Source organism: Frankia umida (genome assembly GCF_023242945.1).
Classification (GTDB): Bacteria; Actinomycetota; Actinomycetes; order Frankiales; family Frankiaceae; genus Frankia; species Frankia umida.
The window spans coordinates 197,663-213,321 of record NZ_JALKFT010000008.1 but is presented as its reverse complement, the minus strand read 5'-3'; the positions used below and the strand labels follow the sequence as shown (position 1 = coordinate 213,321).

Annotated in this window: 12 protein-coding genes; 6 read left to right on the top strand and 6 right to left on the bottom strand. The window is 72.0% G+C overall.

Annotation, left to right across the window (positions count from 1 at the left end; genetic code table 11):
- Window positions 1-129 precede the first annotated feature (129 nt).
- Window positions 130-597, bottom strand: a complete 468-nt coding sequence (locus MXD59_RS10900) for a DUF222 domain-containing protein (RefSeq protein ID WP_248824572.1) — start codon at window positions 595-597, stop codon at window positions 130-132.
- A 230-nt stretch (window positions 598-827) separates the two neighbouring features.
- On the opposite strand from MXD59_RS10900, the gene MXD59_RS10895 reads away from it, so the two are divergent.
- The gene (locus MXD59_RS10895) at window positions 828-2,270 is read left to right on the top strand and encodes an MFS transporter (RefSeq protein WP_248824571.1); all 1,443 of its coding nucleotides are present in this window, start codon (window positions 828-830) and stop codon (window positions 2,268-2,270) included.
- Here MXD59_RS10895 and MXD59_RS10890 read toward each other — a convergent pair.
- Window positions 2,201-4,747: an AAA family ATPase gene (locus tag MXD59_RS10890; RefSeq protein ID WP_372512028.1), complete on the bottom strand. Its 2,547-nt coding sequence runs from the start codon at window positions 4,745-4,747 to the stop codon at window positions 2,201-2,203. The genes MXD59_RS10895 and MXD59_RS10890 overlap by 70 nt on opposite strands.
- A 2-nt stretch (window positions 4,748-4,749) precedes the next feature.
- A complete protein-coding gene (locus MXD59_RS10885) occupies window positions 4,750-5,403 on the bottom strand; it encodes a hypothetical protein (RefSeq protein ID WP_248824601.1) in 654 nt (217 codons plus the stop codon).
- Between the two features lie 400 nt (window positions 5,404-5,803).
- Between MXD59_RS10885 and MXD59_RS10880 the strand changes: the two genes are divergently transcribed.
- The gene (locus MXD59_RS10880; RefSeq protein ID WP_248824569.1) at window positions 5,804-6,226 is read left to right on the top strand and encodes a hypothetical protein; all 423 of its coding nucleotides are present in this window, start codon (window positions 5,804-5,806) and stop codon (window positions 6,224-6,226) included.
- Here MXD59_RS10880 and mobA read toward each other — a convergent pair.
- Together mobA and moaA are read right to left on the bottom strand one after the other, a co-directional pair.
- Window positions 6,190-6,843, bottom strand: a complete 654-nt coding sequence (gene mobA, locus MXD59_RS10875; protein ID WP_248824568.1) for a molybdenum cofactor guanylyltransferase — start codon at window positions 6,841-6,843, stop codon at window positions 6,190-6,192. The genes MXD59_RS10880 and mobA overlap by 37 nt on opposite strands.
- A gap of 37 nt (window positions 6,844-6,880) precedes the next feature.
- On the bottom strand, window positions 6,881-7,867 hold the full coding sequence (moaA, locus tag MXD59_RS10870; protein ID WP_248824567.1) for a GTP 3',8-cyclase MoaA: 987 nt from the start codon (window positions 7,865-7,867) through the stop codon (window positions 6,881-6,883).
- A 169-nt stretch (window positions 7,868-8,036) separates the two neighbouring features.
- Between moaA and ppgK the strand changes: the two genes are divergently transcribed.
- The 4 genes from ppgK to MXD59_RS10850 all read left to right on the top strand — a co-directional run bounded on the left by ppgK (window position 8,037) and on the right by MXD59_RS10850 (window position 13,367).
- Window positions 8,037-8,906 (top strand): polyphosphate--glucose phosphotransferase, encoded by an 870-nt coding sequence (gene ppgK, locus MXD59_RS10865; protein ID WP_248824566.1) that lies wholly within the window; start codon window positions 8,037-8,039, stop codon window positions 8,904-8,906.
- A 278-nt stretch (window positions 8,907-9,184) separates the two neighbouring features.
- Window positions 9,185-11,656 carry a septation protein SepH gene (gene sepH / locus MXD59_RS10860; RefSeq protein WP_248824565.1) on the top strand — a complete coding sequence of 824 codons (2,472 nt, stop codon included), beginning with the start codon at window positions 9,185-9,187 and terminating at the stop codon, window positions 11,654-11,656.
- A 157-nt stretch (window positions 11,657-11,813) separates the two neighbouring features.
- The gene (locus MXD59_RS10855; protein ID WP_163547434.1) at window positions 11,814-12,014 is read left to right on the top strand and encodes a DUF7455 domain-containing protein; all 201 of its coding nucleotides are present in this window, start codon (window positions 11,814-11,816) and stop codon (window positions 12,012-12,014) included.
- A 201-nt stretch (window positions 12,015-12,215) separates the two neighbouring features.
- A complete protein-coding gene (locus MXD59_RS10850; protein ID WP_248824564.1) occupies window positions 12,216-13,367 on the top strand; it encodes a YihY/virulence factor BrkB family protein in 1,152 nt (383 codons plus the stop codon).
- A gap of 4 nt (window positions 13,368-13,371) precedes the next feature.
- Here MXD59_RS10850 and MXD59_RS10845 read toward each other — a convergent pair whose 3' ends face one another.
- Window positions 13,372-14,985 carry an LCP family protein gene (locus tag MXD59_RS10845; protein ID WP_248824563.1) on the bottom strand — a complete coding sequence of 538 codons (1,614 nt, stop codon included), beginning with the start codon at window positions 14,983-14,985 and terminating at the stop codon, window positions 13,372-13,374.
- Window positions 14,986-15,659 lie beyond the last annotated feature (674 nt).

Sequence of the window (15,659 nt, the reverse complement as noted above, 5' to 3'; positions counted from 1 at the left end):
CCCGGACCCGAGTGGGCCCCGCCCGACCCCCCTGCCCCAGGGGCCGCGGCGGCCCGAGCACGCTCCGCCAGAACCAGCTCCACCACACCCCGACCCGCCAGGCCAGCGCCTGGCTCCACGGCGACGGCCTCATTCGTCCGCCAGTTGCACCCAGGTGCGCACGACACCGCCCATCTGACGCGGATTCATCCACAACGCCGCCCGGGCGAAGATCGGATCCGCCCGCCGCGCCCTCTCGAGGCGCGCGGGCTCCACCGCCGGCGCGATCGCCCGCAGATGCTCGAAGCTGATGTCGCCGGCGCGAAACGCGCCCCCGGTCGCCGGCAGGGCCCGCGCCGCCCGCGCGACCAGCAGAGCCGAAACCGTCGTCGGATGCACCAGCCGACATTCACGCCGCAGCCAGGCCACCGCCGAACGGGCACCGTCGGCCCGCCACAGCTCGCGCCGATCGAACTCGGCGAGCGCCCGCGCCCACAGCGCGTCGGTCGCGTCGACCAGCCGCCGCAGCTCGACGACCAGCGCCGCGACCTCCGCATCGGGGAGCTCGCTCACCTCGGCTGCGACGACGCCCACCAGCATCGCCTCGACGTCGATCATGGCTGACCACCTTCCCGTGGACCCGGCGCACGAGCGGGCCGACAGCCGCCGCCCACACGATCACCATCACCGGCCGCCGCCATCGACCCGAAACCGAACACATGTTCGGATGATAGGCCACACTTCCAGGCATGCCAAGGGATCCCGCGCGGCATAATATTTACCTGACATGAAATAACGATCGCGCCAGCGGCGTTCCCGCTGCTGGAGGTGCATGGATGGTGCCGCAGGTGGACAGTCCCGGTCGGCCGTCGAGTACGACGACCCCACCCGCCACAGCGACCCTGCGGGTGATCTCACCGCCGCAGGCCTGCCCGCCGCTTCCGGCGGACCCGCCGCAGGAGGCGATGCCCCCGGTAGCGGTGGCCCCGGTAGCGGTGGCCCCGCCACCGGTGCCGCCGGCCTGCGCGCCCCCCGCGGCACCGGCAGCACAGCGGGAGCAGTCGAACAGCACGTTCGCCGCCCTGCGCGTGCGTAACTTCCGGCTGTTCATCGCCGGCCAGCTCGTCTCGTTGTGCGGGACCTGGATGCAGACGATCGCGCTGGGCTGGTTGGTGCTGTCGCTGGGCGCGTCAGGAACGGCGTTGGGGCTGGTCACGGCCGCGCAGTTCCTGCCGGTGCTGCTGTTCGGGCCCTACGGCGGGGTGATCGCCGACCGGTCGGACCGGCGGCGACTACTGATGATCACACAGACCGGATCGGGGCTGGCCGCACTCACCCTGGGCATCCTGGACCTGACCGGTTCGGCCCGGCTGTGGATGGTCGCTGCCACGGCCATGCTCATCGGGCTGTGCAACGCGGTGGACAACCCGACCCGGCAGACCTTCGTGCAGGAGATGGTCGGGCCCGAGTATCTGCCCAACGCGATCACCCTCAACTCGGTGACCATGAACGCGGCCCGGATCATCGGGCCGGCGCTGGCCGGGGCGATCATCCTGGGCATCGGCACCGCGGGCTGCTTCCTGTTCAACGCCGCGTCCTTCGGCGCGGTACTGATCGCGCTGCGCCGGATGAACACCGCCGAACTGCACGCCCGCACGCCCGTGCACCGGGCCCCGGGGCAGCTGCGGGCGGGGCTGCGCTACGCGTGGCGGACCGGGACGCTACGCGTCCCACTGGTCATGATGATGGTCATCGGCGCGCTGTCCTACGAGTTCCAGGTGGTGCTGCCCCTGGTCGCCCGCGAGACGTTCGACGGCGACGCGGCGACCTACAGCCTGATGACCGCGGCGATGGGTTCGGGCGCGGTGGTCGGCGGGCTCGCCGTCGCCCGACGGCGACGAGTGGGCGTACGACCCCTCGGCCTGATCGCGGCTGTGTTCGGCGGCGTGCTGCTGCTGGCCGCGATCGCGCCGACGCTGCCCGTGGAACTCGCCGCCCTGGTGCTGGTCGGAGCGGGCAGTGTGGCGTTCATCTCGACCGGCAACGCCACCGTCCAGCTCGCCGCCGACCCGGCCATGCGGGGTCGGGTGATGGCGCTGTGGTCGGTGGCGCTGCTCGGGTCGACGCCGGTGGGTGGGCCGATCGCCGGTTGGGTGGCCCAGTCGTGCGGGCCGCGGGCGGGTCTGGCGCTCGCGGCGGTCGCGGCGTTCGTCGGCGCGGGCTACGCGCTGCTCTCCCTGCGTTCCCGCTCGTCGACGGACCCGGCGGCACCGGCCGCCCCTTCGGCCTGACGGGCACCGTCCACCTGACGGGCACCGTCGGCCTGGCGGGCGGCGGCGCGGCCGAGTTCCGGCAGTCGGTGCACCTCCCGGGTCTGACCACGGTGGGCGCTGACCGCGTTGGAGTGGTAACCCTCGAAGACGGACAGGAAATCCGGCTCCCGGTAGCGACGGCCGTCCACGGTGGGGCCGAGCCCGCCCTCCATGATGGCCTCGACGTCCTCACCAGTGATCGTCTTGTGTTGCTCCAGGGCATGGGTGAGCGCCAGGATCTCCCGCCGGTTGTCCTGCAGGACCACCTCGGTGCGCTCGTAGAGTTCCCGCAGCTTGGACTCGATCTGCTGGCCGAAGGGACGGTCCGCGTCCAGCGACAGGCTGCCCATCTGCTGTTCGAGCATCGCCAGCCGGGACGAGAGCGTGTCGCCCATCGCCGCGGACGACAGGTAGCTGGCGACCAGGGTGGTGGCACTGCGCAGGTCGCCGCCGACACCGACGGTGTTGTCCCCCTCGAAGAACATCCGCTCACCGACGAGGGAGGCGAGCGAGACCATCACCTGGATCTCGATCTCGGACTTCCACATGAACATCCGGTCCTCGACCGCGACATGGGCGACGAACCCGCCGACCCCGCCGCGCCGCTCGATGGTCGCGAGGTCGATCACCCGACCGCGCTGCATCCGGTAGGCGACGACGGCATGGCAGGCCTCGTGCAGGGCGATGCTGTGCCGCTCCTGGTCGATGTGCTCGTGGTCGTCGGCGAGGCCGTACTCCTTGATCACCCGGGCGCGCAGCATGTCCTGCCAGGTGATCGCCTCCCGGCCGTCCTTGACCGCCTGGACCAGCGCCTCGTTGACGGTGTCCTTGATCGTCGCGCCGGTGGCCTCGGGACTCATCACCGCCAGCCGGTCGACCTGCTCGGGGGTCAGTTCGTGGCGCACCTTCGCGAGGTATCCCTCGAAGGTGCGCACCCGCCCCTCCTTGCTCGGGTAGCCGACCTTGTACTGGCGGTCGATGCGGCCGGGGCGCAGCAACGCCTCGTCCAGGGACTGCGGCATGTTCGTCGCCATCATCACCAGGATGCGGTACTTCGGCGGTGGCTTCGGGCGCATCCCGAGGGTGCGCCGCACGACCCGGTTGAAAAAGCCGCGGGGCTTCTTCAGCCCGGACATCTCGGCCAGCAGCGCCTGCAGCGTGCCGTCGAACCCGCCGCCGCCCCCACCGACCACGAACTGCTCACGGGCCGTCTCGCGGCCGATCTCCGCCTGAGCCGCCGCGCTCAGGTACGACAGCCCGTTACAGCCCGGTCCGGCCGTGTGCCCATCGGCCAGCGACCGTCCAAGCGGGTGGGACGAACGGGACGGCGAGGTGGCGGCCGGCATGCCCTGGCGGGCGAACCAGGAGCGGGCTCCGGTGCCGACACCGCCACCACCGAAGTTGCCGCCGAGACCACCGCGGCTGCCGAGTGTGTCCGCCTCGTCAAAGAAGACGATCACACCGCCGTAGCGCAGCGCGAGCTTACGCAGCTTGCGAAACAGTGATTTGACCTTGAGCAGGCCCACACCGACGAACATCGCCGAGAACGCACCCGGATCGACGAAGACGAACGGCTTGCCCGTCTCACCGGCCACCGCCTCGGCGAGGAGGGTTTTGCCGGTACCGGGCGGGCCCCACAGCAGAATGCCGCCGGGCACATGGCCACCGCGACTTTCGATCTCCTCCGGGCGTTCCAGATAGAAGACGTTCTCCCGGACCCGGCTGACAACGTGGTCCTGGCCCCAGACATCCGCGAAACGGGTGGTGATGTCCTCGGGGAAGTACGTCTCGACGCCGCCCTTGGACAGGAACCAGAACATCACCACGAACTGGCCGACGACCAACAGCATCAGCAGGACGATCTGCAGCACCATGGGAATCGCGTGCCACAGATCGCTGGGGATGTTCACCAGCGCGTCGAAGACCGAGGTGTGCGACAACCGGGCGTAGACGAACAGGGCCAGGGCCAGACCCGCGATCCACTTGACCGCCCGGGACAACCGGAACCGGTTCCAGTCGTTGATCGTCAGGAATCGCCGCTCCAGCCGACCGAACACCCGCTCGGTCCAGAACACGTAGTAGGCCGACCAGCGTTCGCCGACGAACATGTGCACCTGGCGCAGCACTTCCATGCCGAGCAGGACCAGCACCCAGGCGCTCCGGCGGGCCTGGATGCGAAAACCGTCGCTCCAGGTCATCAGCGGATCGTCGGAGACCTCCGCGGCGACCACGAACAGGAAGACCGCGCCGAGCAGCAGCAGGAACTTCGACCGGTCCCACAGCGACAGCCGGCGGCGCCGGGGTCCCTGGGGGGACTCCTCGTCGCGCGAACCGGGGCCCGAGGCCGGCGGGCCGGCCAGCGAGGACGAGCCGCCCGAGGGCCGCGGGCCGGGATCGGGGAGATCAGGGAGATCGGTCAGGTCGGTGATCCGGTCTGCGTGGTCCATCACGCCCATCCCTACTGCCCCTGGTCCGTGGGCTTGATCGTGAAGGACTTGGCCACGTCGCCGATCTGTGCTCCGTGCTGGGCGTAACACAGCGACGAGCACGCGAGAATGAGCTGGTAGAGCACCGCCTGGCCGTTGTCGAGCAGGCTCGTCTGGTCGATCGTCACCAGACCGGCGTCGGTCCTGACCTGGTAGACCAGATGCACGCCGTGCACGCCGTCCTTCTTGTGCACGACCTCGTCGGCGAGCAGCAGGAAGCTCGGCTCGAGTCGGGCGCCGTAGGGATCGGTGCGCACCGCCTGTTCCTGGGCGGCCTGGGCGTCGTCGACCGAGAGCACGAAGTTGCGCAGGTCGTTGGTGGACACCGCGTTCGCCTCCTCGGGCAACAGGTGGCGCACCTGTGCGAACCCCTTGGGGGCGGCCGCGTCCGGAACCAGCAGCCGGGTGGCGTCAAAGCGGGCACCGGCGTCCAGGCCGACAACCCATTCGCGTGACATCAGTCCGCGCAGCATCTCCGGGCTGACGTTGCGGGCGTCGATCCCGAACAACGCCGGGCCGGGCATCTCCTGGTGGCTCCAGCTATTCGGGACCCGCAGAAACGCACCGTCCTTCTTGTTTGTCACATACTGGTAACTTGGCGAGCCGCAGCCGCCCGCCGCCAGCAGCACCGTCGCCACTACGCTGAGCAGCACGAAAGTGGCGTAAACGGATGTTCGGCGCGGACTGGTCGTCCGGCGTCGAGCCTCCACGGCAAACCTCCAGCCTGGCGAGGTTGAACACATGGTGCGCCGTCGGGCCATGGTCCTTCGCATTCCTGGAAAGTGTGGCCCAGAAGGCCGCCAGTGCGCACAACCTTCACCAGAAAGGGTGACCGGCCGTACCCTCCGCTGTCGTCGGGCTGGCGATACCCGGGGCGCACGGGCCGAATCCGATCACCATGGGTGGTCGGACGTACTCACCCATGCCGAGGGAGTGCGGGCGGGAGCACGCGAGGGAGCGGCTGACCGACAGGGGGTACCCGACAGGCGGGTACCCGGCACTGTCGGTGTCCGGCACACTGGTGGTATGGCGCACTATCGGCGCGGTCGTAAGGTTCCGGCGCTTCGTCCCGGCCGCCGTCATCTCGTCGGCGGGGTCACCGTGGTGGCGGTGTTCGCTCTGGTCGGGCTCTCCGCGTGGAACCCGGTCGTGGCGCTGCCCGCGCTCGGGGTGATCGTGGTGCTCGGGGTGGTCGACTGGGCGATCGTCACCGCCGCGCCCGGCAGTGCGGAGCTGCCCTCCGGCCCGGCCGCCTTCGTCGGCGACGAGCCGGACTGGGACGCCAGCATGGACACACCCACCCAGGTGCTGCCCCGGCTGACCTTCGGCTACGCGCGCGGCGGCGGCGACGGTGAGGCGTACGAGGAGCCCGACCACGACGCGGTGCACACGATGGCGATCGACATGCGTGGCTACCTGGACGAGGCCGGTCCCGGCCGGATGGGCTGAGTCGCCCAGCCGCGGGCCCGCGCCACGTCCGCGTCATCGTCGCAGTCCAGGCAGGTACGGGCGTCGGCATGGACGGCGGCCACCTCCCGTCCGGTGGACGGGGTTCGGCCGGCGAACAGGGCACGCACCGGTGCGCCGGCGGGATCGGCGGGCAGCGCCGCGCGCAGGCGGGCCGTGCGCCACACCGCGGCGAGGTACTGCGCCCGGCCAGCCGGATCGACCAGGACGGCGACGTCCACCCCGGGTTCGCCCGCCGCGCGGCGCAGCGCCCTCAGCACGTCCTCGGTGACGAACGGCAGGTCGGCGGCGAGAACGGCGACGAACGCGGTGTCGACGGCCACGAGCCCGGCGGCGATCGCGGCGAGCGGGCCGCCTCCGGGCGGGTCCTCACGACACCAGTGCACCGTGGTCGCGGATCCGGCCAGGTCACGGCGGGGGCCGACCACGATCCGGCGGCGTGCGGCGACGGTGGCCGCCAGCACCCGGTCCAACAGCGTCGCACCGCCGACCACGACGGCCGGCTTGTCCCGTCCGCCGAGCCGGCGGGCGGCGCCACCCGCGCAGATCAGCGCGCTCCAGTCGCCCGTGTCCACGTCCCCGGGCCGGCCGACCGTCATCGACCCACTGGCGTCATCGACCCACCAGCGTCATCGGTCAGCCGCCGATGGCGGACATCGGCCGGTCGGGTTGCTGGAAGTCGGGTGCGCCGATGCCATGACCGGCGTGTTTACCCCAGACCGCGGTCCGCCAGCGGCCGGCGATCTCCTCGTCGCTGGCACCGGCACGCAGCGCGGTGCGCAGGTCGCTCTCGTCCCGGGCGAACAGGCAGTCGCGCACCTGCCCGTCCGCGGTCAGCCGGACCCGGTCGCAGGCCGCGCAGAACGGGGCGGACACCGAGCCGATCACCCCGACCTGGCCGGGACCGCCGTCCACCTCGAACAGTTCGGCCGGCGCACTGCCGCGACCGGGCCGGGGCCGCAGCGTGAACTCGGTGCGCAGCGCGGCGAGGATCTCCTCGGCCGTCACCATCTCGGCGCGGCGCCAGCCATGCTGGGCGTCCAGCGGCATCTGCTCGATGAACCGCAGCTCGTACCCGGCCGCCAGCGCCCAGCGCAGCAGGACCGTGGCCTCGTCGTCGTTCACCCCGCGCAGCAGCACGCTGTTGACCTTGACGGGGGTGAGTCCGGCGGCGGCCGCGGCCCGCAGGCCGGCCAGCACATCCTCGAGACGGTCACGACGGGTGAGGGTGACGAAGCGGGACGCGTCCAACGTGTCAAGCGACACATTCACCCGGTCCAGACCGGCGGACCGCAGCCGCGCGGCGAGTTCGGCCAGGCGCAGGCCGTTGGTGGTGAGCGCCAGGCGCGGCCGGGGACGCAGGTCGGCCAGCCGGGCCACCAGGCCCACCAGGCCGGGGCGCAGGGTCGGCTCACCGCCGGTGAGGCGGACGTCGGTGACGCCCAGGTGTTCGACGGCGATACCCACCAGACGCACCACCTCGTCGTCGGTGAGCAGGTGCGGGCCCGGCAGCCAGGGCAGACCCTCGGCCGGCATGCAGTAGGTACAACGCAGATTGCACCGATCGGTCAGCGACACACGCAGATCGGTCGCGATCCGCCCGAAGGTGTCCACCAGCCGCACCAGCCCAGCGTATAGAGGCCCGCATCCCGGCTCGGGGAGGCGGTTCGGCCCTACGGCACCGCTACAGCCGCCGGTCGGGCGGCTCGCCGCGACCGGGCGGGCGCCGCCAAGGTCCACCGGCCTGAGACACTTGTCCTCTCGCACGCCATCGGTACGGGAGGGCTCGGTCATGCAGGTCTTCGGGGTTGACGTCGGGGGGAGCGGCATCAAGGGCGCGCCGGTCAACGTCGAGGACGGAACGCTCGCCGCCCCTCGGCACCGGATCGCCACGCCGCAGCCGGCGAGTCCGGACGCGGTGGCCGCCACCGTCGCCGAGGTCGTGAGCCACTTCGACTGGTCCGGGCCGGTCGGTGTCGCGCTGCCCGCGGTGGTGAAGAACGGTGTGGCGCTGACCGCGGCGAACATCGACGACACCTGGATCGGTACGGACACGGTGGCGGTGCTGTCCGCCGCCTTCGCCCAGGCCGGGATCGATGCCACCTCGGTGCCATCCCCGCCGGCGCCGGCCACCGCCGCGTCCGACATCACCACGGTCAACGACGCCGACGCCGCAGGCATCGCGGAAATGGCCTTCGGTGCCGGCCGCGACGTCAGCGGACTTGTGATCATGACCACGTTCGGGACGGGCATCGGCACCGCGCTGTTCCTGCACGGCCAGCTGCTGCCCAACACCGAACTCGGGCATCTGGAGATCCACGGGCACGACGCGGAGACCCGCGCCTCGGACGCCGCCCGCGAACGCGAGGACCTCTCCTGGGAGAAGTGGGCCAAGCGGGTCGGCCGCTACCTCGGCACGCTCGAGGCGCTGCTCTGGCCCGACCTCATCATCATTGGTGGGGGTGTGAGCAAAAAGGCCGACCGTTTCCTCGATGCCCTCGAGATCCGGACGAAGGTGGTACCCGCCCAGCTGCAGAACGAGGCCGGCATCGTCGGGGCGGCACTCGCGGGCCTCGGCGACCAGACCCGGCCACGTCCGAGCGCACGTCCCGCACGTCGACGTGGCCCCGCCACCCGCCCGCCGGGCGGTCGCCGTCCCTAGGACCATCCGGCCTTCGCCGGCCCAAGCGGACCGGCCCGACCCGGTCAGACTTCGCGTGTCGCCCGCCGACAGCCGCCCGAGTGGCCATATCGATGGCAGGCTGTCATCTACCGGGACGCACTCGCCGAAGGCGGGTTCCGGTGCGTCCTGTCGAGCTGCCCGCTGGGACGGCCCCCGCTGTGTGTCCCGCCTCGGGGGCGATCCGACGGGCACGGCTGTCCGCGCGGGCGGGGCACATCGGTGGGGCAGGGCACGGCTTCATGAGATCAGGAGGCGCCATGCGTGAGCTGCGGGCGGTCGCACTCAGCGAGGACGGCGGCTATCTCGTGCTGGCGGACGCGGCCGGGCGGACCGACGGTGAACAGTTCCGGGTGCCGGTCGACGACCGGCTCCGGGCCGCCCTGCGCGGTGTACGCCGCAGCGAGGTCCGCACCGAGAGCGCGCTGACCCCGCGCGAGATCCAGGCCAGGCTGCGAGCCGGTGAGACGGCCGCCGAGGTGGCCCGGGCCGCGGGCATCCCGGTGGAACGGGTGGAGCGGTACGAGGGGCCGGTGCTGGCCGAGCGGGCCCGTGTCGTCCAGGAGGCCCGCGCCGCCCTGCTGCCGAAGGATCCCGGTGGCGGCCCGGGGCGTCCCCTCGGCGAGGTCGTGGACGCCCGTCTCGTCGTCGCCCAGGACAACCCTGCCTCCGCGCAGTGGGACGCCTGGCGTCGCGTCGACGGCATCTGGCTGGTGCAGCTCACCTCGGAGAGCCGGTGCGCGCGCTGGACGTGGGACCCGGTCGTGCGTCGGGTACGTCCGCACGACGACGCCGCCCGCTCGCTGGTGGCCCCGGAGATCGTCGAACCACCGGCACCGCCCGTGGCACCGATCGCTCCCGCGGCGCCCGCCGGGCCCGCGCCACGAGCCGGCGCCCCGGCCCTGACCCTCGTTCCCGACCAGGGCCATCCCACGCAGGGCCATCCCAACCAGGGTTCGGGCAACGCTCCCGCCCGGCTGCCGGAACCCCCCGCTCCCCGCGCCCACCCCCAGCCCGCCGCCGCCCAGCGCTGGGAGTCGACCGCGGTCGACCCGGCCCAGCCCACCGCGCCCGCGGCCGCGTACGAGCCGCCCGCTTCGCCGCGCACCAACGGTTACCTCCCCACCGCGGCGGGCATGCGCCCCGCGGCCGGCCCCGCTGGCCCGCCGGTGGCACTGCCCGGGGCCGCGTCGACCGAGCGGCCCACGGTGGTCGCTCCCCGGCCAACCAGCCGACCGGCGGCGCCGGCGGCCTTCGGCGGCACCGGCGTGCGCCCCGCGGCCTCCGGCCCGGCGCCTGTCCGTTCGTATCCACCCGCGGCCGACGCGGGATACCCCACCGCCGGTGCCGACGGCCGCACCGAGGCAGCCGCCGGGCAGACCTATGGGCAGGCACCGACAGCCGCGCCGGACCTCACCCACGGTTATCCGCCGTCCGACAGCCACTACCCTGACCGCGCCCCGGCGGCCGCGGCCCACCCGGACGCACGGCGCTACGAGCCGACCCGTGGCGACGAGCCGACCCAGCGATACGAGCCGGCACAGACCTACGAGACCGCCGCGACCTTCGAGCCGTCCCAGGCGTATGAGCCGGCCCAGCCACAGCGGCCAGCCCAGACCTACCAGCCGGCCCAGACCTACCAGCCGGCCCAGACCTACCAGCCAGCCCAGACCTACCAGCCGGCCCAGCCACAGCGGCCGGTCCAGGCCCACGAGCCGGCCCAGACCTACGAGCCCGCCGCGCAGGTCCCGGTGGCTCGGCCGGTCGAGGGGGCGCGGTCGCCGGAATCCGAGTCCTCGTGGGCTCCGGCGGGTGCCCAGGACGCACCGGACGCGGCCGAGCTGTCAGCGTTCGAGGCCGCGACCCACACGGGGCCCGCGCAAGGCTCCACAACGCAGCCAGAGGCCGCGGCTGCCGAGGCCCTACCTGAGGAGCCGGAGTCGGCGGATTCGACCGCGGATGGCCAGATCAGCCGCCCCGAGCCGCAGGCGCCGCGGCGGACGGCCGCCAGTCGGGTCAGCTCACTGCCGCGCAACACCGGGCGCCGGGTGCCCACCGCCCCGGTGACCGCCCGACCGGCCGTCCCGAATCCGGCCACGCCGGTACCGGCCACCCCGGTACCCGCCGCTCCGGCCGCCAGCGCCGCACCGGCCGTGGTGGGCAAAGCGGCCGTCGCCGCCGCGACCCGCCCCAGCCAGCCAGCGGAGAACCCTCGGGCCGCCGTAGCCCAGGCCGGCCGGTCGACTGTGACTTCCACCACGCCGACGCCGTCGGGGTCGGTCAGCCCGGGCGCGGACCACGCCGCCGAGGCTCCGACTTCGACCGCCACGCCGGCCGCCGCCCACGCCGAGGAGCGGCTCGCGAGCGCCGCAACGGCCACCACGGCGGCGGGTTCGGCTGCGGCCGAACCGGCGGACGCCTCGGCGGATGACTCCCCCGCCGCGTCGGCCAGCGGCGATCCCGCGCCATCAGAGGCCCCGGCCCCGGCCGGCGGGCGCCGACAGGCCGGAAACCCCGCAGCCACCAGCCGGAAGCCTTCCGTTACCCAAAAAGACGGCCCGAGCACGGAAAGCGGGGACGACGCGAACACTGAGAAGCCAAACGGACCCGGTGCGTCACGAGGCCGTCAGAACAACGGCACCCGTGGGGGAGATCGCCCCGCAGGCGGTCGACGTGGACGCAAGTCAGTGCCAGCATGGGATGACATCGTGTTCGGTGCTCGACGGACCTGAACTTCCGGCGACGCCGAAGCGAGAACAGCCCGCGGGGGCAGAACCCGCCGCGGGCACCACGCCGCTCTGGATGCAAAGACGCCACGAGAGCCGGCTGTGAGTAAACCGTCACATGGTCAGCCGGAACGTCTGACCGCCTAACACAGTTGGAGTAGATGTGACAGGGACTACCACGAAGCCGACGCTGACCAACCTCGATCGTTGCGACCGGTGCGGTGCCCAGGCATACGTGCGGGTGGTGCTGCCGGGCGGCGGAGATCTTCTGTTCTGCCGCCACCATGCCAAGTCTCATGACTCCAAGCTGCGCGAGATGGCGGTCGAGTACCACGACGAGACCGACAAACTCACCGTTTCCTGACACCTCCGTCAGATTTCCGAAAGGGCATGTCACGGCGCCGTGACGTGCCCTTTTTACTGCCCGGAGCACGGGTCGGCGAAGCGGCCAGGCCGCGACTGACCGGGTTCCGGGACGGCGCCATCTCGCTGGCAGGCAGACTTCTGGGCCATCGTCCGGGTGCCGCGGGCCGGCCGGCACCCTACCAGGCCATACGGTGGCACTGTGGCCGTCAGCGGTAGTGGCCCGCCCACCTCGGTGGCGGATGACCGAGCACGCCGTGCCTCGGTACTGCTGCGGCGGGCGGCGAGCGCTGGTGCCACACCCGGGCTGGTGGCGCAGGCGCGCCGCGGCCGGGTGGCCGCGGAGGACAAGGTGCGCCGCAGCTCCATGTACCGACGCCTGGACGGGCAGCGGCAGCGGGTACCCCGCCGTCCGTTCCGGCTCGCCCGGCGCACCATGTCCAACGCCTGGCGGCACCGGGTACTGGGCCTGGCGGCCGAGGCCGGATTCTGGCAGCTGCTCTCGCTGCCACCCCTGCTGCTGTCGTTGCTCGGCGCCCTTGGCTATGTGGCCGAGGCGATCGGCCACAACTCCCTCGCCAGCATCCGCACCAGCATCCTCAGCGGTGCCGGCGACCTGCTCACCGAGTCCGTCGTCGACGAGGCGGTGCGCCCCACCGTCGACGAGGTGCTCTCCCGCGGCCGCCCGGATGTGATCTCCATCGGCTTCGTGCTGTCGTTGTGGACCGGTTCGACCGCCATGGCGACCTTCGTCAACACCATCACCATCGCCTACGGTCAGCGGGACCTGCGATCGGCGGTCCGCAGCCGGCTGGTGGCGCTGGGCCTGTTCATCGCGCAGGTGACCAGCGGCGTGATAATCCTTCCGGCGCTGGTACTCGGCCCGGAGATCATCTCCCACATCCTCGACGCCGAGCGGCACCCGGTCGTCGACCGCCTGCTGACCCTGCTGTTCTGGCCGGTGGTGGGCCTGGTCGCGCTGACCATGCTCACCTCGCTCTACCAACTGTCCCTGCCGGTGCGTCGCCGCTGGTGGCGAGCCCTGCCCGGAGCGTCCCTGGCACTGGTGTGCTGGCTGGTCGGCAGCTACCTGCTTCGGCTGTACCTGGAGTTCGTGTTCAGCCACGAGCTGGTGTACAGCTCGCTCGGTTCGCCGGTGGCGGCGCTGCTGTTCTTCTACATCACCGCCCTGGCCGTCCTGCTCGGCGCCGAGCTCAACGCCGCGCTGGACGAACGCCGCCGGCTCGAGGCCGACCCCGACCCCGACACCGGCCCGGATGCCGACCCGGGCACCGGGTCCGGTCCGTGCGGGCCGTCCGAACCGCCGAGGGCGATCGGACCGACCCTTCCGTAACGATTCAGTAGGTGCAGCCAGCTGGTGCGGCGCCGGCCGCCGGGGCGTCCGCGGCCACCACGGAGGCCGCGAGCGGACGCGTCCAGCCGACGGGCACGGCCGTGCGCGACCCCGTTCCCACGGCAGCCCCACCGGAACCGCCAGCCCCGGAACCACCGGGGACGACCGACAGTGCTCCCGTTGTGCCCTGTTCGGATGTCGAGCCACCGAAGGGCTTCAGAAACGTGGCGAGCGTGGCCGGATCGGGCAGCAGCACGCTCTGCCCCGCCCGGGTGGACGCCACCGCCGGCACCGTCGCGAAGACCACGCCACCGGAGCCGATGGACTGCATCCGCAGCGCCAGCAGGCGCAGATCCGCCAGCGACGTCCCGTCATCGAGGGTGAGCGCCGCGGTCGCCGCGTCCACCACATTGATCATCCGGGACGGGTTGAGCAGCGTGTCACTGGACGAGATCCGCTTGAAGATCACGCCGAGGAACTGCTGCTGGCGGCGAATCCGGTCGAGGTCACTTTCCGGCAGGCCGTAGCGCTGCCGGACGAAGGCGAGCGCTTGGGCGCCGTCCAACCGGTTCTCGCCGACCTGGCCGGAGAAGCCGGAGAAGCGGTCGTGCAGGTTGTCGAAGCCGCGGGCCTTCAACTCGGTCGGGAGCTCCCTGATACAGACGGTGACGCCACCCAGTGCGTCGGTCATGCCCTGAAAGCCAACGAAGTCGATCTGGACGTAGTGGTTGACCCGAATCCCGGTCAGCGTCTCGATCGTCGACACCAGCAGGGACGGCCCGCCGTAGGAGAAGGCCGCGTTCAGCTTGGAGCGCTGCGCCGCGTGGTCGGTGCCGCGGGCGTCGGTGTACGCGGGGATGGTCACCCACAGGTCGCGCGGGAAGGAGATGAGCGTCGTGGAACCGTTCGCGTCCAGATGCGCGAGGATCGTCGTGTCCGAACGCTGACCGTCGGTCTGGCCGAAGGCTCCGTTCGTGCCGGCCCGTGAGTCGGACCCCACCAACAGGATGTTCTGCGTTCCGCCGCCAGCCGCTGACGGACGGTCGGCACCGGAACCAAAGCGCAGCGCCACGTGGCTCACCCGGCCGTCGTAGTGGCGCAGCACCGACCACCCGGCGGTCGCCAACACCAGCACCACCATGGCCATCGCCGCGGCGACAACGGTGACGACGCGGCGCACGCCGTCCAACCGCTGGGCGGGTTCGGCGGCCGGTTCGGGTTCACGCGTTCCGGGCCGGTCGACGACGGGCCGGTCGATCCTGGTCGGCGGGATCGCGCCGGCCTGTCGGCTGTCGGGATACCGGTCGGCGTCGCCGACACGGCCATCCCAGCCGCGCTGGCCAGCGCGGCCGTCCCGGTCGCCGCGCGCATCCGGGTACCGCCGGGTGGGCGGGCCGGCGGCCGGCGGGCGGCGTTGTGGCTGCCGCCCCGCGGGCCAGTTCTCGGCGGGCGGAACCCGGCGGGGGTCACGTCCCGGCGGGGTGCGGGGAGCACGGTCACGCGCCCCGGGATCCCGGGGCGCCCCACCCCTGGGATCGGGCGCACCTCGGCCCGGGCGATCCCCTCGGTCGGGCTCGGGCGGGCCATCCCGATCCGGCCGATGCGGAGGCCAGGTCATGGCTGCGTTTCCTCCCTCGCCCACCGGGCCTGCTCAGCTGAGCCGGTGGCCATCCGTACCGGTGCGGGCGGCGCCGGCACGGGCACCGACCCTCGGTGCTGCGCTCGTTCGGCGGTGCCGGACCACGTACCAAGCGGCAGCGGACGAACGGAACACTCCAGGACACCTTCTCACCGATCCCGCGGCCAGGACACCATGTCCGCTGGGCCCGCCTGTCGCCTGACCGACGCAGGTGTGTCCGCCAGGCCAGATCGGCAACCTCCGGACCATCGCCCACGATCGGGCGGCGCTCTCCCACCACCGGCCCACGGCAACAGGAAGCGCGTATGCGCGGCGATGGGACGATTCGTACCGAAAATGCAGCACCCTGCCATCCGGGCCACGTCGACAGTTCCGACAACTAATATCGAGGACCAGATTTTCGCGGCACACCGGAACATCGTCCGCGCCGGAAGCCCACCCGTCCTCCCCCACCGCGCCCACACCACACCCCACGGACACCAGTCAACAATTGGCGACAGATAGTAACGAGATGAGAGATTGCTCTGATCTCCGACAACCCGCCGCAGGTCCGTGTTCACCAACCCGTGGTCGCCGACCGAATTGTGTGCCCTCGCGAGCCAGGAAGGGCGGCCACCACGATCACCGCGCACGTGAGCAGCCCCACTACCCAG